General features: G+C 68.0%; 19 protein-coding genes. 4 read left to right on the plus strand and 15 right to left on the minus strand.

All coding sequences use genetic code 11. The annotated features are described in order from the left end of the window. Positions 1-108: 108 nt before the first annotated feature. From BACI349Y_RS12425 to rimP, 3 genes are all read right to left on the minus strand, one after another. Entirely contained in the window at positions 109-456 is a 348-nt protein-coding gene (locus BACI349Y_RS12425; RefSeq protein WP_159635606.1) for a YlxR family protein, read from the minus strand. 179 nt (positions 457-635) lie between these two features. Next, the gene (gene nusA, locus BACI349Y_RS12430) at positions 636-1,616 is read right to left on the minus strand and encodes a transcription termination factor NusA (RefSeq protein ID WP_159632360.1); all 981 of its coding nucleotides are present in this window, start codon (positions 1,614-1,616) and stop codon (positions 636-638) included. Next, the gene (gene rimP / locus BACI349Y_RS12435) at positions 1,616-2,227 is read right to left on the minus strand and encodes a ribosome maturation factor RimP (RefSeq protein WP_159632361.1); all 612 of its coding nucleotides are present in this window, start codon (positions 2,225-2,227) and stop codon (positions 1,616-1,618) included. The genes nusA and rimP overlap by 1 nt, the downstream gene beginning before the upstream one ends. A 107-nt stretch (positions 2,228-2,334) precedes the next feature. On the opposite strand from rimP, the gene BACI349Y_RS12440 reads away from it, so the two are divergent. From BACI349Y_RS12440 to BACI349Y_RS12450, 3 genes are all read left to right on the plus strand, one after another. After that, positions 2,335-3,543 carry a DUF4439 domain-containing protein gene (locus BACI349Y_RS12440; RefSeq protein WP_236560815.1) on the plus strand — a complete coding sequence of 403 codons (1,209 nt, stop codon included), beginning with the start codon at positions 2,335-2,337 and terminating at the stop codon, positions 3,541-3,543. 98 nt (positions 3,544-3,641) lie between these two features. Beyond that, complete coding sequence (locus tag BACI349Y_RS12445; RefSeq protein ID WP_159632363.1) at positions 3,642-4,409, plus strand: VIT1/CCC1 transporter family protein; 768 nt, start codon at positions 3,642-3,644, stop codon at positions 4,407-4,409. Continuing rightward, positions 4,399-5,457 carry an aminoglycoside phosphotransferase family protein gene (locus BACI349Y_RS12450; RefSeq protein WP_442858413.1) on the plus strand — a complete coding sequence of 353 codons (1,059 nt, stop codon included), beginning with the start codon at positions 4,399-4,401 and terminating at the stop codon, positions 5,455-5,457. Before BACI349Y_RS12445 ends, BACI349Y_RS12450 begins: the two co-directional genes overlap by 11 nt. Positions 5,458-5,500: 43 nt before the next feature. Here the strand turns inward: BACI349Y_RS12450 and BACI349Y_RS12455 are convergent, their stop codons facing one another. From BACI349Y_RS12455 to dxr, 11 genes are all read right to left on the minus strand, one after another. After that, on the minus strand, positions 5,501-6,892 hold the full coding sequence (locus BACI349Y_RS12455; protein ID WP_159632364.1) for a pyridoxal phosphate-dependent decarboxylase family protein: 1,392 nt from the start codon (positions 6,890-6,892) through the stop codon (positions 5,501-5,503). Between the two features lie 56 nt (positions 6,893-6,948). Further along, complete coding sequence (locus BACI349Y_RS12460; protein WP_159632365.1) at positions 6,949-7,743, minus strand: sulfite exporter TauE/SafE family protein; 795 nt, start codon at positions 7,741-7,743, stop codon at positions 6,949-6,951. Beyond that, the gene (locus BACI349Y_RS12465; RefSeq protein WP_159632366.1) at positions 7,740-9,551 is read right to left on the minus strand and encodes a proline--tRNA ligase; all 1,812 of its coding nucleotides are present in this window, start codon (positions 9,549-9,551) and stop codon (positions 7,740-7,742) included. Before BACI349Y_RS12465 ends, BACI349Y_RS12460 begins: the two co-directional genes overlap by 4 nt. Before the next feature lie 373 nt (positions 9,552-9,924). Further along, a complete protein-coding gene (locus BACI349Y_RS12470; protein WP_159632367.1) occupies positions 9,925-10,686 on the minus strand; it encodes a hypothetical protein in 762 nt (253 codons plus the stop codon). Positions 10,687-10,725: 39 nt separating this feature from the next. Next, positions 10,726-11,616 carry a GNAT family N-acetyltransferase gene (locus BACI349Y_RS12475; protein WP_159635612.1) on the minus strand — a complete coding sequence of 297 codons (891 nt, stop codon included), beginning with the start codon at positions 11,614-11,616 and terminating at the stop codon, positions 10,726-10,728. Beyond that, the gene (ispG, locus tag BACI349Y_RS12480; protein WP_018771945.1) at positions 11,579-12,745 is read right to left on the minus strand and encodes a flavodoxin-dependent (E)-4-hydroxy-3-methylbut-2-enyl-diphosphate synthase; all 1,167 of its coding nucleotides are present in this window, start codon (positions 12,743-12,745) and stop codon (positions 11,579-11,581) included. Before ispG ends, BACI349Y_RS12475 begins: the two co-directional genes overlap by 38 nt. A gap of 34 nt (positions 12,746-12,779) precedes the next feature. Then, positions 12,780-13,073: a YciI family protein gene (locus tag BACI349Y_RS12485; RefSeq protein ID WP_159632368.1), complete on the minus strand. Its 294-nt coding sequence runs from the start codon at positions 13,071-13,073 to the stop codon at positions 12,780-12,782. A gap of 97 nt (positions 13,074-13,170) precedes the next feature. Further along, complete coding sequence (locus BACI349Y_RS12490; protein ID WP_159632369.1) at positions 13,171-13,794, minus strand: hypothetical protein; 624 nt, start codon at positions 13,792-13,794, stop codon at positions 13,171-13,173. Then, positions 13,791-14,567 carry a MarR family transcriptional regulator gene (locus tag BACI349Y_RS12495; protein WP_236560816.1) on the minus strand — a complete coding sequence of 259 codons (777 nt, stop codon included), beginning with the start codon at positions 14,565-14,567 and terminating at the stop codon, positions 13,791-13,793. Before BACI349Y_RS12495 ends, BACI349Y_RS12490 begins: the two co-directional genes overlap by 4 nt. A gap of 77 nt (positions 14,568-14,644) precedes the next feature. Further along, positions 14,645-15,976, minus strand: a complete 1,332-nt coding sequence (locus BACI349Y_RS12500) for a M50 family metallopeptidase (protein ID WP_159632370.1) — start codon at positions 15,974-15,976, stop codon at positions 14,645-14,647. A gap of 17 nt (positions 15,977-15,993) precedes the next feature. Beyond that, positions 15,994-17,178, minus strand: a complete 1,185-nt coding sequence (gene dxr, locus BACI349Y_RS12505) for a 1-deoxy-D-xylulose-5-phosphate reductoisomerase (RefSeq protein ID WP_159632371.1) — start codon at positions 17,176-17,178, stop codon at positions 15,994-15,996. 110 nt (positions 17,179-17,288) lie between these two features. Here dxr and BACI349Y_RS12510 point away from each other — a divergent pair, with 110 nt between their 5' ends. Next, positions 17,289-18,758, plus strand: a complete 1,470-nt coding sequence (locus BACI349Y_RS12510; RefSeq protein ID WP_159635615.1) for a lipase maturation factor family protein — start codon at positions 17,289-17,291, stop codon at positions 18,756-18,758. On the opposite strand, the gene BACI349Y_RS12515 is transcribed toward BACI349Y_RS12510, so the two are convergent. Further along, positions 18,759-19,598: an HpcH/HpaI aldolase/citrate lyase family protein gene (locus BACI349Y_RS12515; RefSeq protein WP_159632372.1), complete on the minus strand. Its 840-nt coding sequence runs from the start codon at positions 19,596-19,598 to the stop codon at positions 18,759-18,761. It lies immediately after the preceding gene. Position 19,599: the final 1 nt, after the last annotated feature.

A 19,599-nucleotide genomic window follows, 5' to 3' on the forward strand; every position in this document is an offset into this window, starting at 1 on the left:
ACTTCTTACTGCGGACCCCAGCCGCTGTTGATGCGAAGGGGCCCATTGCAGAGCGCAACAAAGTTGTCATCGTTACGCACTCATCGCTGGGAACTCATCGGGTTTCCATCAGATTTCTGACCCGCTTTCAGGTTGGACGGTTGGTGTTGCAGCCACCGGGGCGGCGTCAACGTTCGGGCCTGACGTGATCCGGTGTTCGACGGCGGCGGTCCCGGTTGCGCCCTGAAGGGCACGCCCGAATGCTCGCCGCTTGATCGCCAGAGCCAGGCACGATGCGCTGGGGTGCAGCCATGCACCCCGGCCAGCCATCCGGCGTCGTTCATCCACCAGGACAGCGGTTGACCCGCTGCCTTCGGCGACGAGCCGGAGCAACTGCGACCGCGGACCCTTCTTCCGGCATCCGATGCAGGTACGTTGGGGCTGATTCCCGGTGGAAAGCATTTCTGCCACGGTCATCGTCCTGACGTTCTTTCTGCTGGCCGCAGGTTTTACCGTTTCCGCAGTAACGGAAACGAGCACGCCCAAGGCACACGGCTACCGGCCGTTAGGCGCGGTCTTATCTATTCTAGCCCCTCCGGGCCGTTCTGCCCGAAACCGGGTGGCTGTTGCGGTGCAGCAGCCACCCTGCCCGGACCTCACTTATCGCGGTTGCCCGCGGCGTCGGAGACGATGTCGATGCGCCACCCGGTCAGCTTGGCCGCCAGGCGGGCGTTCTGGCCTTCCTTGCCGATGGCCAGGGACAGCTGGTAGTCGGGGACCACCACCCGGGCGGAGCGCGTTGCCTCGTCCGTGATGGTGACCGAATTCACGCGCGACGGCGACAGGGCACTGGCAATGAACGTGGCCGGGTTCTCGCTGAAATCGACGATGTCGATCTTTTCGTCGTTCAGCTCGGTCATGACGGCGCGGACGCGGGAGCCCATTTCACCGATGCAGGCACCCTTGGCGTTGATTCCCGGGGTGTTCGCCTTGACGGCGATCTTGGTGCGGTGCCCGGCTTCGCGGGCCAGCGCCACGATTTCCACGGAGTGGTCGGCGATCTCGGGCACTTCGAGTTCGAAGAGCTTCCGGACCAGGCCCGGGTGCGACCGGGACAGCGTGACGGACGGGCCCTTGGTGCCGCGGTGCACATCGATGACCAGGGCGCGCAGCCGGTTGCCGTGGATGTACTTTTCACCGGGAACCTGCTCGGGCGGCGGCAGGAGAGCCTCGATCGACCCCAGGTTGACCTGGATCATGTGCGGGTTGTTGCCCTGCTGGATGGTGCCGGACACCAGTTCGCCTTCGCGGCCCTTGAACTCGCCCAGGACGTTGTCGTCCTCAACGTCGCGGAGCCGCTGCAGGATGATCTGCCGTGCGGTGCTGGCAGCGATGCGGCCGAACCCCTCCGGGGTGTGCTCGAATTCACCGATGGGCGCGCCGTCGTCGTCAATCTCGACAGCCCAGATGGTGACGTGGCCGCTCTTGCGGTCCAGTTCGGCGCGGGCTTTTTCGAAGGCGCCGGGTGACTTGTGGTAGGCCACCAGGAGCGCCTGCTCGATGGTGGGGATCAGGAGGTCCAGCGGGATTTCACGCTCACGCTCCAAAAGTCTCAGTGCGCTCATGTCAATATCCATCAGGCCTCCTCGGAAGGTCCATTGTGTTCAGGTTCCAGACCGTCCTCCGGGAGGTGGCTGAATTCGATCTCGACTTTTCCGTTGCGGATCCTGTCGAAAGGAAGTTTTACCGGGTCACCCTGCCGGGGCTTCATGCCCTTCTTGACGGGCATTTCGGGGATAACCGTTACTCCCCCGCCGTCCACGGCGTGGATGCGGCCGGTGACGTTTTCGCCCTGGATGACGTTGACCTTGACCATCCGGCCGCGGGCGCGGTGCCAGTGCCGGGGTTCGGTCAGGGGACGCCCGACGCCGGGTGAGGACACCTCGAGGTCGTAGGGCCGCCCGTCGTCGTTGGGGTCGTTGTCCAGCACGTCAGAGAGCACCCGGGAGATGTCCGCGATGACGTCAAGGCTGACTCCGCCGGTCTCCTCCTGCGGCAGGTCCACCACAACGTGGACCACCCGGTGGGAGCCGGGGATGATGGCAACATCCTCGAGGTACAGGCGGTTGGCCTGGACCGCGGGTTCCAGGCGGGCCCGGAGCCTGGCAGCTTCAGGATTGTGGGCCGGCGCGGATCCGCTTCCCGTACCGGTATGGTCTGGTGAAGCCGTGGCTTCTGCATTGCTCACGATGCCGGCCGCCCTCCCTATAGATGATGTGGTGTTTACTAGCGTAGCTATTTTACCGGTCCAGTGGTGCACCGGGGTGCCCCCTCAGCGTGACACCATGGTCTGTTGTGAAAGACCGCCGCCAGGACACCGACCCCCGCATGCGCCCGATCCGATTTGCCGTCTTTGCGCTTGCTGCCCTGGTTGTCCTGAGCCTCGGTTTCGCCCTGATTCCCGCGGAAAAACCTGCCCCTGCCGAGCCTCCGTTTTCTGAGCGCGCCCGGGCGGCAGCGTTCAGTGCGGCCCTCGATCTGCGGGCCGCCGGAATGCAGCTCGCTTCCGCGGGCGCCGCGGATTCCACCGCTGTGGACCCTGTTGTGACCTTGCTGACCATTCAGGCCAGGGCGTTGATGCCCCCGGGCGCCGCCTCCGTGACCGGTGCCCCGACCGGGCCTGCGGGCGGCCCGCCCCAGGCATCGCCGCAGGCAGGTGCGTCACCAGCGTCCGTCGCCGGTCCACGAAACACCGCGGAGCTGGTCCAGGCCCTGGCCACCAGCGGGGCCATCCGGCTCAGGGACGCTGAAACGGCCGACGGCGGCATGGCACGGCTTCTCGCGGGCGCCGGCACCGCGCAGCTCATCGCGGCCGGGCGTCTTGCCGCTGCCGCCGGGGTCCCCGCACCGCAGGGAACCCCAGGACCCGACGCCGAGGCGCCCGGGACAGCAGCAGCCGCTTCCCCGTGCCCCTCGCCTTCAGTCCAGGCCATGTTGTCCCCGGCCCCTTCAGGCACGCCGGCCTCAGCCCCGCCCGCCTCAGCCCCGTCCGTCTCAGCCCCGTCCGCCAAGGACAGCGCGGCGCCAGGCACTGCCCCCGGCACGCGCCAGGCCCTGGCCGCGGCCGTTTCCGCCGAGCAGCGGGCCGTTTACGGCTACCAGGCGGCGCTCCCCCGCCTCGCTCCCGCCGAGGCCGGTCCGGCGTCGGAATTCCTGGGCGTGCACAAGGATCTGGCTGCGGCCGCGGCGGAACGGCTCCGGGCGGCCTGCGGCGGCCCCGTGCCGCAACAGCCCGGGTACGTCCTCGATCCGGGCTTCCTGGCTGCCCCGGCCGCCGGGCTGGGCAAACTTGAGGCGGCAACGCTGGCCTCGTATGGCGACGTTGTGGCCGTCTCGCAGGGCCAGGACCGGACATGGGCCCTGGCAGCCCTTCGCTCCGCCGCAGGCCGTGCCCTGCGCTGGGGAGCAGACCCCGGGCCTGTGCCGGGCCTGCTCCTGGACACCGGGCAACTGCCTGCCCTTCCCGCCGGGACCGGCCTGGCGCCGTCGGCCGCCGCATCCTGACCCCCGCTGAACGGACCGCCGTCCCGCCCTGGATCCGGTCCCGAAGGAAGGCCTTGTGGAGGGTGGCATTGGGCGGGCGGGGGTGGTTTGCTGAAGGGATGAACGCGGACGAACCGGCCGATGCCCCGGGGACCAATGCAGCCGGCCCGGACCTGAACCGCCACCTGGAGACTGAGCCGCACGGCGACGATACAGCGCACCGGCTGAACTGGCTGCGCGCCGGTGTCCTGGGCGCCAACGACGGCATCGTCTCTGTTGCCGCCATCGTCGTGGGCGTGGCCGGGGCCACCGCCGAGCTGGGCCCCATCCTCACGGCGGGCGTAGCCGGGGTGGTGGGCGGTGCGGTGTCCATGGCGCTGGGCGAATATGTTTCCGTCAGCAGCCAAAGCGACAGCCAGCGGGCGCTGATCGAGAAGGAGCGCCGCGAGCTGGCGGAGGACCCGGAAGCGGAACTGGCTGAGCTGACCGCCATCTACCAGGCCAAGGGCCTCACCCCGGAGACGGCGGCCAAGGTCGCCAGCGAGCTTACGGCCCATGATGTCCTGGCAGCGCACCTGTCCGCCGAGCTCAACATCGACGAAGCGGACATTGTCAGTCCCTGGCACGCGGCTTTCGCCTCGGCCATTGCCTTCACTATTGGCGCCATCCTGCCCATGCTGGCCATCCTGCTGCCGCCGCCAGGGATCCGGGTCCCGCTGACGTTCATATCGGTGCTGGTGGCCCTGGCGTTGACAGGTGCACTCGGTGCCTGGATTGGCGGCGGCTCGAAAACCAGGGCAGCTGTCCGCGTGGTGGTGGGCGGCGCCCTGGCCCTCGCGGCAACGTTCGTGATCGGCAACCTGCTCGGCGCCTCCGGTGTTGTCTGATCCCGTGGTGCCCGGCCCCTTGTCACCGGGCGCCGTGCCGGCTGCCGTTCCCGTTCCCCCTGACCTCGCTTCCCGCTATGCCCGCAGCAGTGCGGGACGGGACTGGCTGGGCAGTCTTCCGCGCCTGCTGGCCGAGCGCCTGGAACAGTGGCATCTGGAGGTTGACCTGGCGCCGGGCTGCTTCCCCTGGAGCGGCCACGGCGGCCTGGTCGTGCCGGTACGGCAGGATGACGGCTCGCCGGCAGCCCTCAAAATCGCTTTTCCCCACGATGAGGCCAAGGTGGAGCGGCATGCGCTGGCGCTCTGGGACGGCCGCGGTGCCGTCCTCCTGCTGGCCTCGGACAGCGGATCCTGTGCCATGCTCCTGGAGCGCCTCGACGCCGGCCGGTCATTGGCGGACCTGCCGCTGGATGAGGCAGCGCAGGTGTGGGGCGGATTGGTGCGTCAGCTGGGACTCGTCCCGGACCATCGCCCGGAATGGCAGGAGTTCACCCACATAGCTGCCCGGGCCGAACAATGGAGCGATGACCTGCCCGCGGACTGGGAACAAATGGGACGGCCGTTTCCCCGGTGGCTGTTGGAAGCGGCGCTGGAGGTGTGCCAGACACGCGGCGCGGTGGGACGCCGGTCCGGCCGGGATCTCCTGGTCCACACGGACCTGCATTTCCTGAACATCCTGGCCCGGCCTGGAACAGCGGAGGCAGCCGCGGCCGGCTATGCGGCGATCGACCCCCAGCCCATGATCGGTGAGCCCGAGTTCGCGGTTGCGCCGCTGCTCTGGAACCGCCTGGGAGACCTGCCCGCGGCCCGGCCCGCTCCAGCGCTCCTCGGCCGCTGCCACGATTTCAGCACCGCCGCCGGGCTGGACCCGGACGCGGCCAGGGAATGGGGCATCGCCAGGGAGGTGGAAAACGCGCTGTGGTATGCCGGGAAGGGCCATAGGGGTGACCTGGCGCGGTCGCTTTGGGTAGCCAGCACCCTCGCCGGAAACACCCTGGAGGGCCTGCCGCATCCCCATTCGCTGCCGGAACCTGGGCAGGGCGGATAGGGTCCCGCCCTGCTGCCGGAAGGCGGGCATTGGTGCTGGATGGTCAGGAGTTCCGCACCGCGGCAAGGGCTGACCGGACAGCGTCCACTGCCGTGGCCACATCCTCACCCGCCGTGTGCCAGTTGCTCACCGAAACCCGGAGGATGTCGCGGTCCCGCCAGTGCGAACCGGACATCCACACCTTTCCCTCCTCGATGATGCGGGCGGTGACTGCGCGGGTGGTGTCGTCATCCCCGAATGCCAGGCACACCTGGGTGTAGCCGACATCGTTGAGTACCTCCACCCCGTCCAGGGCCGCCACCCCCTCCGCGATGGCCGTTGCTGCCGCGGCCAGGCCGCCCACGTGCGCGGCCACCCCGTCGCGGCCGAGGCTTTTCAGGGCCGCCCAGACCGGCACTCCCCGTGCGCGCCGGGACAGCTCGGGGACTTTTTCGAAAGGGTCGCCCGGGCCTTCGGCGTCATGCACCAGGTAGCTGGCATGCAGGCCCATCGCAGCCCGCAGTGCCGACGGGTCCCGGACGATGGCGATGCCGCAGTCGTAGGGCACGTTCAGGGTCTTGTGGGCGTCGGTGCCCCACGAATCCGCCTCTTCAAACCCCCGGGTGAGGTGCCGCAGTTCCGGCACAGCGGCGGCCCACAGGCCAAAGGCGCCATCGACGTGGACCCACGCGCCGTGTTTGCGTGCGACGGCGATGGCCTCGGCAAAGGGGTCAAAGGCGCCCGAGTGCACGTTGCCCGCCTGGAGGCATACCAGGGCGGGGCCGGACCCGGCGGCGAGGGCGGCGTCCAGCGCGGCGGGAAGCAGGCGGCCCTGCGCGTCGGCGTCGACCTGGATTGGCTTCCCCAGGCCAAGGTAGCGGAGGCCAAGGTCGACAGTGTCGTGCCGTTCCCGGCCCACGAAGCAGCGGATCCGCGGCGCCCCGGACAGGCCGTCCCGGTCCAGGTCCCATCCGGCGTCGGCCAGGAGCCGCCAGCGGGCGGAGGCCATCCCAGTGAAGTTGGCCATGGTGGCCCCGGTGACGAAGCCGACGTCGGACCCGCCGGGCAGCCCCAGCAGGTCCAGCAGCCACTTTCCGGCGCCGTCCTCTATGGCGGCTGTGGCGGGGGTGGCGTAGCGCATGGCCGCGTTCTGGTCCCAGGCGCTCACCAGCCAGTCTGAGGCCAGGGCAGCGGGCAGGGTACCGCCGATGACCCAGCCGAAGAACCGGCCCGAGGGCATGGCCATCAGCCCGGGCTCGGCCTGCGTGGCAAGGAAATCGATCACCTCAGCAGCGGGCATGCCTGCTGCGGGCAGTGGGCCGCCAAACACGCCGGCAAGGTCAGAGGCAGGCACGCGGGGGCCTACAGGGCGGTCCCGGAGGCTGGCCAGCCAGGCCTGCGAGTGCCCTGCTGCGGCTGCCAACGCCGCGGCATACCCGTCGTCGCCGTGTGCCATACCTGCATGCTACGCCGGGCACGCCCGGGTCACGAGAACCAGTTCCCGGGCCGGGGTCAGGCGAAGTTCTCCTGCCAGACGTCGTAGCCGAGCTTGACGATCAAGGCCCCGACAACCACCAGGAAGACCACCCGGACAAACTTGCTGCCCTGCTGCACGGCGGTCCGGGCGCCCAGGTAGCCTCCGGCCATGTTCGCTGCCCCGAGCAGCAGGCCGATGCCCCACAGGATGGAGCCGTGCGGGAGGAAGAACAGCAGCGCCCCGGCGTTCGTGGCCATGTTCACGATCTTGGCCTTGGCGCTCGCTTCCAGGAACGCATACCCCATGGCGGACACCAGGGCGATGACCAGGAAGGACCCCGTCCCGGGGCCGATGAGTCCGTCATAGAACCCGATCACCGCACCGATGAGGCAGGCCACCACATAGTGCCGGTGGCCTTCGTGCCGCAGTGCCGTCAGCTCGCCGACGCTGGGTTTGAGGGCGGTGAAAAGCGCGACGGCGACCAGCGCCACCACGATGATGGGCTTGAAGACCCCGGCCGGCAGGGTGGCCGCCAGGCTCGCCCCGCCGAAGCTGCCCGCGAGGGCTATGACGGCCATGGGGACGGCCGTCCGAAGGTCCGGCCCCACCCTCCGGTAGTACGTGGCGGCGCTGGTGGCGGTCCCGAAGATGGAGCCCATCTTGTTGGTGGCCAGCGCCTGGACCGGCGCGATGCCGGGAACCAGCAGCAGTGCGGGAAGCTGGATAAGGCCCCCGCCGCCCACCACCGCGTCAACCCAGCCGGCTGCGAATCCAGCCACCACGATCAGGATGATGGTGTTGAGCTGGATCGATTCGAAGCCGGAGATCACTGGTTGCGGACGGCGTTGACCACGTAGTCGACGGCCTTGTCCACCTCGATGTTCTCGGCTTCACCGCTGCGGCGGTCCTTGATTTCCACCACACCGTCCACCAGCCCGCGGCCCACGGCGAGGATGGTGGGAACGCCCACCAGTTCCGCGTCGCCGAACTTCACGCCGGGCGAGACCTTGGGACGGTCGTCGTAGATGACCGACAGGCCTGCCGCTTCGAGATCTGCCGAGAGTTTCTCCGCTGCCTGGAAGATCTCTTCGCCGCGGCCCACGGCCACCACATGCACGTCGGCAGGTGCCACGGTGCGGGGCCAGACCAGGCCGCGGTCATCGTGGTTGGCTTCGGCCAGGGCTGCCACGGCCCGGGTTACGCCGACGCCGTAGGAACCCATGGTGACCACTACCTGCTTGCCGTTCTGGTCCAGCACCTTGAGGTCCAGGGCTTCGGCGTACTTGCGGCCCAGCTGGAAGATGTGGCCCATTTCGATGCCGCGGGCGGTTTCCAGGGGGCCGGAGCCGTCGGGCGAAGGATCGCCGGCACGGACTTCGGTGCACTCGATCACGCCGTCCCAGGTAAAGTCGCGGCCCGCGACCAAACCGAAGACGTGCTTGCCCGCCTCGTTGGCACCGGTGATCCAGGCGGTGCCGCTGACCACGCGCGGGTCCACCAGGTAGAGGAGCTTTGTGGCGCTCTCGGCGCCGAGGAGGGCCTGGTCCAGGGAAAGGCCCGGGCCCAGGTAGCCCTTGACGATCAGCGGCTGCTTCTTCAGGTCCTCCTCGCCGGCCTGCTCAAGTCCGATCTCGCCCGCGATGGGCAGGAAGGCGCCGATGTTGGCTTCGACGCGCTTGAGGTCCACCGCGCGGTCGCCGGGAACGCCGATGACCACCAGCTGACGCTCACCAGTGGGCAGCGTGACGGCGAGGACCACGTTCTTGAGCGTGTCGGCGGCAGTCCAGGCGCCGCCGTCGGCCTCTGCCCGCGGGGCAATCTGGTTGGACGCGGCAACCAGGGTCTCGATGGTGGGCGTGTCCGGGGTGTCCAGGACTTCCGCGGCCGGAGCATTGGTGAAGTCGATCGGCTCGGGGACCACCGTGGTGACAGCCTCCACGTTGGCCGCGTAGCCGCCTGCGGAGCGGACGAACGTGTCCTCGCCAATCTCGGTGGGGAACAGGAATTCCTCGCTCCTGGATCCGCCCATGGCGCCGGCAGTGGCCGCTACCGGCACAACCTCAAGCCCGAGGCGGTCGAAGATCTTCAGGTAGGCGGCGCGGTGCGCTGCGTAGCTGGCATCCAGGCCGGCGTCGTCGACGTCGAAGGAGTAGGAATCCTTCATGATGAACTCACGGCCGCGGAGGAGCCCTGCCCGGGGACGTGCCTCGTCGCGGTACTTGTTCTGGATCTGGTACAGGCTCAGCGGCAGGTCCTTGTAGGACGAGTACAGGTCCTTGACCAGGAGCGTGAACATTTCCTCGTGCGTGGGGGCCAGCAGGTAGTCGGCGCCCTTGCGATCCTGCAGCCGGAACAGGCCCTCGCCGTATTCGGTCCAGCGGTTGGTGGCCTCATACGGTTCCCGGGGCAGCAGGGCCGGGAAGTGGACTTCCTGGGCGCCGATGGCCGTCATTTCCTCGCGGATGATTTCCTCGACCTTGCGCAGGACGCTCAGCCCCAGCGGCAGCCAGGTGTAGATGCCGGGGGCGGCGCGGCGGATGTAGCCGGCGCGGACCAGGAGTTTGTGGCTGGCAACCTCGGCGTCGACGGGGTCTTCGCGCAGCGTGCGCAGGAAAAGCTGGGACAGTCGTAGGACCACGGGTGGTATCCGTTTCTGGGGAAGTGCTGGGTCAGCAGGGCCGGACAAATTCGTCTGGGTACTAATCTACCGGCACTCAACCGGCGGGACTTACTGGCGGTGGCGGGAGCACCAGGGACCACCCCCGGACACAGTAGAGCCACGCCCGGGAATACAAAGCCCCTGGCCCCCCAATAGGGCTGGTCATCGCATCCGGGCGTGGCTCAACGCCGTTATCGCCTGAGTACTGGTGAGGACTGGTGAGGCCGCCCACCCCACTTCCAGCGCAGCTAGATCGAACTTATGTGATCGTGCACACGTTTGACAAGTGTTTTTATTTTGGGAATCCGTTTGCCCCGTGTTTGCCGCCGGTTGTCACTGCCGTTGCCGGTTGTTACTTCACCAGGGCGGCCGCGGAGTCAAGGAGCGCACCTGCCCGACGGACGGCGTCGGCCTCGCTTGCACCGCCGGACGCAACCGAGGTGAGCACCACGCCCTGGCGGACCAGCTGCGCCGTGATGGTGGACTGGGTACGGCCGTCCGGCAGGGCACTGTCCGTGCGGTAGGCGACCGCACCGGGCTGCGTGCCGGCGTCCACCGGCGTGATGGTGACCGAGACGTCCATACCCGAGGCAGTCATGGTCATTGAAGAGCATTTCGCCAACTGCTCCGATGGGTCGGCAACCTTGCTGAGGAAGCTTTGGTCCAGGCCGGCAACCAAAGACAGGGCAGTGACAGCGCCTGTGGACGCATCATTGCTCATGCCCACCGCCATGGCTGCTCCGTCAACCGAAGGCACGGTGCTTGCGGCAGCCAGCGCCTTGCACTCCTCCGGCTTGACGTCGATGGAGGCAAGCATCGACTTCGTCTGCTCCAGCGTGGTGTTGATATCGGCACTGGGCAGGACGGTCAGCCTCCGGTCGGCCGCGTCCCGCACCTGGCCCACTATGGCAGCCAGCTCTTCGGCCGTGTATGCCTTCGCCGTCGGGGTTGGCGTAGGAGTTGCCGTGGCGGTGGGGCCGGCGGCTGTGGTGCCGGACCCCGCGGACGGTGCGGGTGAGGACTCTGCGGCCTGCGGCCCGGGTCCCCCACACGCAGAAACTGCTACGGCCAAAAGGACTGAAGCCCCGAAAGTTCCCAGCACCGATGTCTTCACTTTTCCCCCAATATTCTGCTTGGAACCGGCGACCGCCGGCTAGAAGAGAACTGTAGCGAAGGTGCCCACCTGGCGGAAGCCGACGCGTTCGTACGTGGATCTTGCCCTGGTGTTGAAGCCGTTGACATAAAGGCTGGTCACGGGCGCTATCTGCTGGGCCTTTTCCACGACTGCCGACATGTAGCCGGCACTCAACCCCTGGCCGCGGAAGACCGGATTCATCCAGACCCCCTGGACCTGGGTGACATCGTCCGTGACCGCCCCCAGCTCGGCTTTGAACACCACCTCCCCCGCGTCATTGAGGTGGACCATGGAATGACCCTGCCGGATGAGGCCCTCGACGCGGCGGCTGTAGAACTCCCTGCCGCCAAGGTACGGCGAGTAGCCCACCTCCTCCTCGAACATGGCGGCGCAGGCCGGGAGGATGCGGTCGAAGTCGGCCAGGTTCCCCAGGGCCAGGCCGGGATCGGGCTGCACCAGGGGCGGTCCCTCAATGACCATCAGTGGCTGGTCCGCCCGGACCTCGTGGGCACGGTGGCCGAGCTCCGCCAGTTCGGCATGGAGCGCCAGCACCGCATCCGCCGGACCGAAGGCAGACGCATACCGGCGCCCGGAGCTGTTGGCGGCCTCGGCCACCAGGGGGGCCAGGGCGGGATCGAGCTGGACCGGAACCAGGTTGGCTCCGGCCCAGCACGCACCGGCAAGGATGCCGTCGTCGAAAACGCCGATGACCCCGGCACCGCCGCTGGTGGGTGCCGCCGTTCCCGTGGCACGAAGATGCGCCAGGATGAATACGTTGGTTACCGGGTCCTGCCCGGCGAGCGATGTCAGCGCGGGGGTGTCCTGGCCGTCGAGGGTACGGACAGAAAGACCCGCGGGGTCCGCCGCGTCCTTACGAGACGCTAACCACGGGGCTACCCTTGACAGCATCTTCGCCATCGGCCTCCCCCATCTCTTCCGCGATACGCATAGCCTCTTCGATCAGTGTCTCAACAATTGCGCTCTCGGGAACAGTCTTGATGACCTCGCCCTTCACGAAGATCTGGCCCTTGCCGTTGCCGGAGGCAACACCAAGATCAGCTTCGCGGGCCTCACCGGGGCCGTTGACGACGCAGCCCATGACTGCCACGCGCAGCGGGATCTCCATCCCTTCCAGCCCGGCGGTGACCTGTTCTGCGAGAGTGTACACGTCAACCTGGGCACGGCCGCAGGAAGGGCAGGACACAATTTCAAGCTTGCGAGGGCGCAGGTTCAGCGACTGGAGGATCTGGTTGCCCACCTTGATCTCCTCCACCGGCGGCGCGGAGAGGGACACCCGGATGGTGTCGCCGATGCCGCGGGAGAGGAGCGCCCCGAAGGCCGTGGCGGACTTGATGGTCCCCTGGAAGGCGGGGCCGGCTTCGGTGACGCCCAGGTGCAGGGGCCAGTCGCCTTTTTCCGCGAGCATCTCGTAGGCGGCCACCATGATCACGGGGTCGTTGTGCTTTACGGAGATCTTGAAGTCGTGGAAGCCGTGTTCCTCGAAGAGCGAGGCTTCCCAGACCGCTGACTCAACCAGCGCTTCGGGGGTGGCCTTGCCGTACTTCTTGAGGATGCCCGGCTCCAGGGAGCCCGCGTTGACCCCGATGCGGATGGAGGTGCCGTGGTCCTTGGCGGCGGCGGCGATCTCCTTGACCTGGTCATCGAACTTGCGGATGTTTCCGGGGTTCACGCGCACTGCCGCACAGCCGGCCTCGATGGCTGCGAAGACGTACTTGGGCTGGAAGTGTATGTCCGCGATGACCGGGATCTGTGATTTCCGGGCGATGATGGGCAGCGCCTCGGCATCGTCGGCGGACGGGCAGGCCACGCGGACAATGTCGCAGCCGGACGCCGTGAGCTCGGCGATTTGCTGCAGGGTGGCGTTGATATCCGTGGTGGGCGTGGTGGTCATGGACTGCACGCTGATGGGGAAATCAGATCCGACGCCTACCGAGCCGACCTTGATTTGGCGCGTCTTGCGGCGGGGGGCAAGGACGGGCGGTGGTGCTGACGGCATTCCCAGGCTGACCGAGGTCACGTGGACTCCTTGAGTTGAAAGGGTAAAAAGGCGGCTACGCGGCAATCCCGGCCAGCATGCCGGTTACCGGAGACCATTCGGTGATGCGGGTTCCGGCGATCACACCGGCTTCGGCGAAAGGGTCCTTCTTGAGGATCGAGTTGAGGGCGCCTTCATCTGACGCCTTGAAGATCAGCAGGGCACCCGCGCCGTCGCCGTAGGGGCCGCTGGCCACGATGACGCTGTCCTGTGCCAGGCCGCCTGTCCATTCCCGGTGCGCGGGGCGGACCTCATTGCGGGTTTCGGTGGAGTTGGCGGCATAAACGTACTCAACGGCAAAAACTGTCATACCGCTACCCTATCGCCATGGCCGCCCTGGTACCGTCCCAATCCCCAATGCCGGAGGATGTGCCGGGGCGGAGCGGACTGCGCCCAGTGGGCTGCAGTCAGTGCAGGAAGAGGACTTTGACCGCGGCAGCGGTGCCGGCGGCCCAGAGCATGGAAGTGAGGGTCCCGATGATGAAACGCTCAGCCGCCACCGGCGTCTCCTTCAGCTCGGCGAACCTGCCCAGGCCCTTGATCGCAACGATGTAGGCGATGGCCACGGGCTGGCCGGTAAGGATGGCAAGGCACACCCCCAGCCGCTCCAGCACGCCGATGATGGCCCCGCCGCGCAGGATGCGCTGGCTGGGTGCGGCGGGTCCGGCTGCGGGACCGTCCGACGCCGGCCGGCCGGGAGTAGCGGTCAGCTCACGGTCCACTGCCTGGTTGCCTGCACCGCCGGCAGCGTCACGAGCCGGGTCTGCGTCACGAGCCAGATCTGCGTCAGGATCCGGGTCTGCGCCCGCCGCCGGCACGGTGCCTCCGCGCGGCCCCGCGGAGGCAGGGGAAGGGTCATCGACGGTGACGTCAGCCGACGGGTCCTCTTCCGCCGCCCGGGCTTCCTCCGCGGCCTTGGCGGCATCTGCCCTGTCGTCGATGGTCCGGGCGAGCTTGAACACCAGCGCAGTGACCGGCCAGCCGGCAAAGCCCGCCACCACCAAGGCCACTGCCACCCACAGTGCGGTCACGTGTCTCCTTCAGTCCGGTCCGCCGGCTTTTGCTGCCCAGGCCCCTGCCGCCGCACGGGTACCTGTTGCTGCGCAGGGACATCCTTTTCGGCCCGGCCAACCCGGGAGTCGGCAAAACCAAGGAGCATGGACGCGGCCGGTCTGGCTGCCCATTCTTCCTGCCACCCGGAGCGAAGCACGGTACGGCTCACCGACTGCTCCGAAATTCCGAGTTCAAGCGCCACGTGCTTCTGGCTTCCGTGCCGGCCCTGGCTCTGGCCCCGCGCGCCCAGGCGGCGCAGGGCGTCCACCACCCGCCACTGCGCTTCCGTGCGGTCCTGGACAAGCCGGCCCAGCAGCCGGAGCACCGCCTCCGCATTGGCACAAGCCTGCACCCCCTCCGCTGCAGCGACACCCTTGGCCGCTTCCCCTGCCATGATGCCGGGCACCACCGACAACGGCACCTGGGAACCGGCGCCCTTGGCAAGCTCAACAGCCTTCCGCGCGGCAACAAAGGCCGTTCCGGTTCCTTCCCGGGGACTGGCGTGGGGCGGCAGGACCACGGTCCCAACGCCAATGCCTATGTACCAGTGGCCGCCGCGGAGCGCGTGCAGGGCTATCTCCACCACGGCGGAGGCGTCCCGCACCACTCCCTGGACTTCATCCCCTACGGAGCGCTCGAAGACCGGCTGTTCCGGGTCGGGCAGCTCAAGGCCGGCAAGCTGGTCCAGCAGGGCCGGTACACGGTCCTGGTCACCGGTACTTCCGCGCTGATCGATGGTCATGACGAACATCCCTCAACCATAGGCGGTTGAGACTGATCAATCAATCAGATTTGGCTGATTTTCGAAAGTCAACCGATACGGGGCGATTATCCGAACAGATTGACCGGCTTGACGATGTCCGCGTAAATCAACAACGCGCTCATGCCCATCAACAGCGCCGCGACCACGTACGTGACGGGAAGCAGTTTGGCGATGTCGAAGGCCCCGGGATCCGGCCGCCCACGCAGCTTTGCCACCCGGCGCCGGACGCCCTCGTACAGGGCGCCCGCAACGTGGCCGCCGTCAAGTGGGAGGAGCGGGACCAGGTTGAACACCGCAAGTGCGAAGTTCAGGCCGGCCAGCAGTCCGACGAGGGTTGCCACCCGGGACTGCATCGGCACGGCCTCCATGGCTGCCACCTCGCCTGCAACCCTGCCCACGCCAACCACGCTGATGGGCCCGTTGGGATCGCGCGGCTCTTCGCTGAACGCAGCCTTGGCCACGCCCACCACGCGGGCAGGCAGGTTGAAGACAACACCGGCCACCTGGCGGATGTTCTCCCCCGCCATGGGCAGGACGGACGACGCCGGCTGGGGCACCAGCGCCGTCTGCGCGCCGATGCCAAGGAATCCGACGTCCTGGTACTGGAGGTTGCCGGCGGCGTCGGTGGCCTGGCGACCGTCGGTTCCCATGACCGGCCGGGCCGACAGGACGGGGGTCACGGTGGTGGATACCGGGTTGCCGTCCCGCTGCACCGTAATAGCGACTTCCTTGCCGGCGGAAGTGCGGATCCATTCCGTCAACTGGTCCCACCTGGTGACAGGTTTGCCGTCGAAGGAGGTGATGGTGTCATTGGGCTTCAGGCCGGCCGCGGCGGCGGGCGTCAACTGGCAGTCGGCGGAATCGGGGTCGACGGTCTGCCCTGCGGCTACCTGGCACTTGGACACGTCGGAAATGGTGGTGGTGGCCGTCGCAACACCGAAGCCCATCAGCAGAATGGCGGTGAGCAGCACGCCAAGGATCATGTTCATGGCCGGGCCGCCCAGCATCACGATGACCTTCTTCCAGACCGGCAGGCGGTAGAAGACCCGGTTTTCGTCGCCGGGCCCCACTTCCTCGTGGGCCATGGAACGGGCCTCGGTGGCCAGCGTCTGGAACATGCCGGTGCTCGAAGGCCGGACCGAGCCGTCCTCCTTGTTCGGCGGATACATGCCGATCATGGAGACGTAGCCGCCCAGCGGCACGGCCTTCACGCCGTATTCGGTTTCGCCCTTCCGGCGCGACCACAGTGTGGGGCCGAACCCGATCATGTACTTGGTGACGCGGACCTTGAAGAGCTTGGCGGGCACCAGGTGGCCCACTTCGTGGAGCGCAATGGACACGGCGATGCCAAGGGCGACGAAGACAACGCCGAGGATGAAAAGTAGGACAGGGGTCATGGAGGTGCTGCTGCTTCCTAGAGACTGCTGACTGCTAAACGTTCGTGGGCCCGGGCGCGTGCCCAGCTTTCAGCATCCAGCACGGATTCCACCGTCAGCCCGGAGGAACCTGCGTGTTCGCTGAGCACACTGCCCACGGTGTCGACAATGTCGGTGAACCGGATCCGGCCGGCATGGAACGCCGTGACCGCTTCCTCGTTGGCCGCATTGAAGACAGCAGGGTAGGTGCTTCCCTGCTTGGCGGCGTCCTTGGCCAGCCCGACGGCGGGAAAGGCATCCGTGTCCAGCGGCTCGAAGGTCCAGGTGGCGGCCTGGGTCCAGTCGCACGGGACGGCGGCGTTGGGCACGCGGGCCGGCCAGCCGAGCCCCAGGGCAATGGGCAGGCGCATGTCGGGCGGGGACGCCTGGGCGATGGTGGAGCCGTCCACGAACTGGACCATGGAATGGACCACGGACTGGGGGTGCACGACGACGTCGATCCGGTCCAGGGGAATGTCGAACAGAAGGTGCGCCTCGATGACTTCCAGGCCCTTGTTCACCAGGGTGGCCGAGTTGGTGGTGACCATGACGCCCATGTCCCAGGTGGGGTGGGCCAGGGCTTCCCGGGGGGTGACGGAGTGGAGCTCTTCCCGGCTCCTGCCCCGGAACGGTCCTCCTGAAGCTGTGAGGATGAGCTTGTTCACCTCATCGGGAGTGCCGGAGCGCAGGCACTGGGCGATGGCGGAGTGCTCCGAATCGACGGGGACGATCTGGCCTTCGCGGGCTGCGGCCTTGACCAGGCTGCCGCCCACGATCAGGGACTCTTTGTTGGCAAGGGCAAGGGTGGCCCCGGACTTGAGGGCCGCGAGCGTGGGTGCCAGGCCGATGGATCCGGTGATGCCGTTGAGCACCACGTCCGCCTCAATCGCGGCGATGCGGGCGGACGCGTCCGGGCCCGCCACGATCTCCGGCCGGTACCCCTGGCGGCCTGCCGCAGCGGCGGCGTCGCTGATCAGTGCCGCCAGCCGGGCAGGATCCCCGCCGGCAATCCCCACCGCCGCGGCGCCGGTGTGGACCGCCTGCTGCGCCAGGAGTTCCAGGTTGCCGCCCCCGGCACTGAGCGCCACCACCTCGAACAGGTGCGGGGCGCCGTCGACGACGTCAATCGCCTGGGTGCCGATGGAACCGGTGGATCCGAGGAGGACGATTCTGCGTGGCTGCATGGGTTAAGTATCCCGCACCCGTCCGGGCCCCTTTGACGCCCCTGGCCCTGCTCCGCCCGGACCCGATGGTGCACCTTGACCCCCGCGTGACCGGGCGTAACGTGGAATCCGTGGACTGGCTGTGGTGGTTTGACGCGCCGGAATACGGGTTCGCCCGGCAGGTGCTGCAACGGGGTGTGGCGGCGCTGTATTTTGTTGCGTTCCTGTCCACGATGAACCAGTTCCCCGCCCTGCTCGGCGAGCGCGGCCTCCTCCCGGTGCCCGGGTTCCTGTCCGCGTTCTCCCGCTTTCGCCGGCCTACGCTGTTCCGCTGGCGGTACTCGGACGGGCTGCTGCGCGGAGTCTGCGCCGCAGGGCTGGTGGTGTCGGCGCTGCTGGTGGCCGGAATCCCGCAGCTGGGCCCGCCCTGGGTGCCGCTGATTGCGTTCCTGGCCCTGTGGCTGCTGTACATGTCCATCGTGAACGTGGGCCAGACCTTCTACGGGTTCGGCTGGGAAATGCTGCTCCTGGAGGCGGGTTTCACGGTGGGCTTCCTGGGTTCCAACCAGACGGAGCCGCCCCGGACCATCCTGATCCTGACCGTGTGGCTGGTGTTCCGGCTGGAGTTCGGCGCAGGAATGATCAAGATCCGCGGCGGCAGGGAGTGGCGCGACCTGACCGCCCTGTACTACCACCACGAAACCCAGCCCATGCCCGGGCCGTTGAGCCGGCAGGCCCACCTGCTGCCCAGGCCGCTGCACCGGATCGAGGTGGTGGGCAACCACATCGCCCAGCTGGTGGTGCCGTTCCTGCTGTTCGCACCCCAGCCCGTGGCAAGCGTCGCGGCGGGAGTGGTGGTGGTGACCCAGCTGTGGCTGGTGGCCAGCGGCAACTTCGCCTGGCTGAACTGGATGGCGATCGTGCTGGCGTTCGCGGCGGTCAGCGACCCCGTGGCGCACGCCGTGATCCCCGCCATCCCCGCGGACTGGAATGCCGCCGCGGGTGCCCGGCCGGAAACCCCGCTGTGGTGGCTGGCCGTGACCTTGGCGGCGTCGGTCCTGCTGCTGGTGCTGAGCTACTGGCCGCTGCGGAACCTCTTCTCCCGCCGGCAGCTGATGAACGCCAGCTTCAACCGGTGGCAGCTGGTCAACGCCTACGGCGCGTTTGGCACGGTGACCAAGCAGCGCATCGAGATCGTGGTGGAGGGCACGCTGGACGAGGACCCCGGTGACAGTTCGGACTGGCGCGAGTACGGCTTCAAGGGCAAGCCGGGGGACGTGCGCCGGATTCCGCGGCAGTGGGCTCCGTATCACCTGCGGCTGGACTGGCTGATGTGGTTCCTGCCGCTGCGGACCGTGCACGAGGAATGGTTCTACGCCTTCCTGGGCAAGCTGCTGGCGGCGGACCGGCAGATGCTGCGGCTGCTGCGGAAGGACCCGTTCGACGGCGCCGCGCCACGCTGGGTGCGCGTGCGCAGTTTCCATTACCGCTTCGCCAGCCGGAAGGAGTTCCGGAAAACAGGGAACCGCTGGGTGCGGACGCTGCTGTATGAGCCGATCCCGGCCACGTCCCTCCGGCGGCCGGAGGGACGGCAACGGTAGTTATGCCTCCACGGCAGCGCGCCGGACGATCTCCTGGGCGTGCTTGAGGATGGGGCCGTCGATCATTTTGCCCTGGTACTTGAAGACCCCGGAGCCCGCCGACGCGGCAGCGTCCAGCAGGGCGGTGGCTGCGGCCACCTCATCGTCCGAGGGCGCATAGGCCTTGCGGACCACGGCTGCCTGGCTGGGATGGATGCAGGCCTTGGAGCTGAAGCCGGAGGCCACGGCGTCGGCCGCTTCAGCAGCCAGCCCGTCGAGGTCCGGGATGGTGGTGTACACGGCGTCCACTGCTTCCTTGCCGTGCGCCCGCGCTGCCAGGAGCACTGACGAGCGGGCGTGCAGGGCCACTGCCCGGTAGCCGCCGTCGTCCGTCCGGCTGGACGTACCGCCCAGGGAAGCCAGCAGGTCCTCAGCCCCCCACATCAGGCCCACCACATTCGGCGCCGCGGCGATCGCCGGGGCGTTGAGGACGCCCACCGCCGTTTCGCACAGCGCAATCACCTGGTATCCCTCCAGCGCCTTGAGCTGGTCGGCCGATTCAGCCTTGGCCAGCATCACGGTGCGGTAGGGCGTGTGCGCCAGGCAGTGCAGGTCCTTTTCGAAGTCCTCCGTGCCCACGGGGTTGACCCTGACAATGGTACAGCTGGGCTCAAGCTCGGGCTCGACGCCTGTGGTGCCCAGCTGGGCCAGGATGGCGCCGCGGGCCCGCTGCTTGTCTGCCGGCGCCACCGCGTCCTCGAGGTCCAGGATGACGGCGTCCGCGCGGGCGGCGGCCTTTTGGTAGCGCTCGGGACGGTCGGCGGGGCAGAAGAGCAGGGCGGGGCCCATCACAAAGGTCATA

Origin of the sequence: Arthrobacter sp. 8AJ, from assembly GCF_902506025.1 — a bacterium.
Lineage (GTDB): Bacteria > Actinomycetota > Actinomycetes > Actinomycetales > Micrococcaceae > Arthrobacter.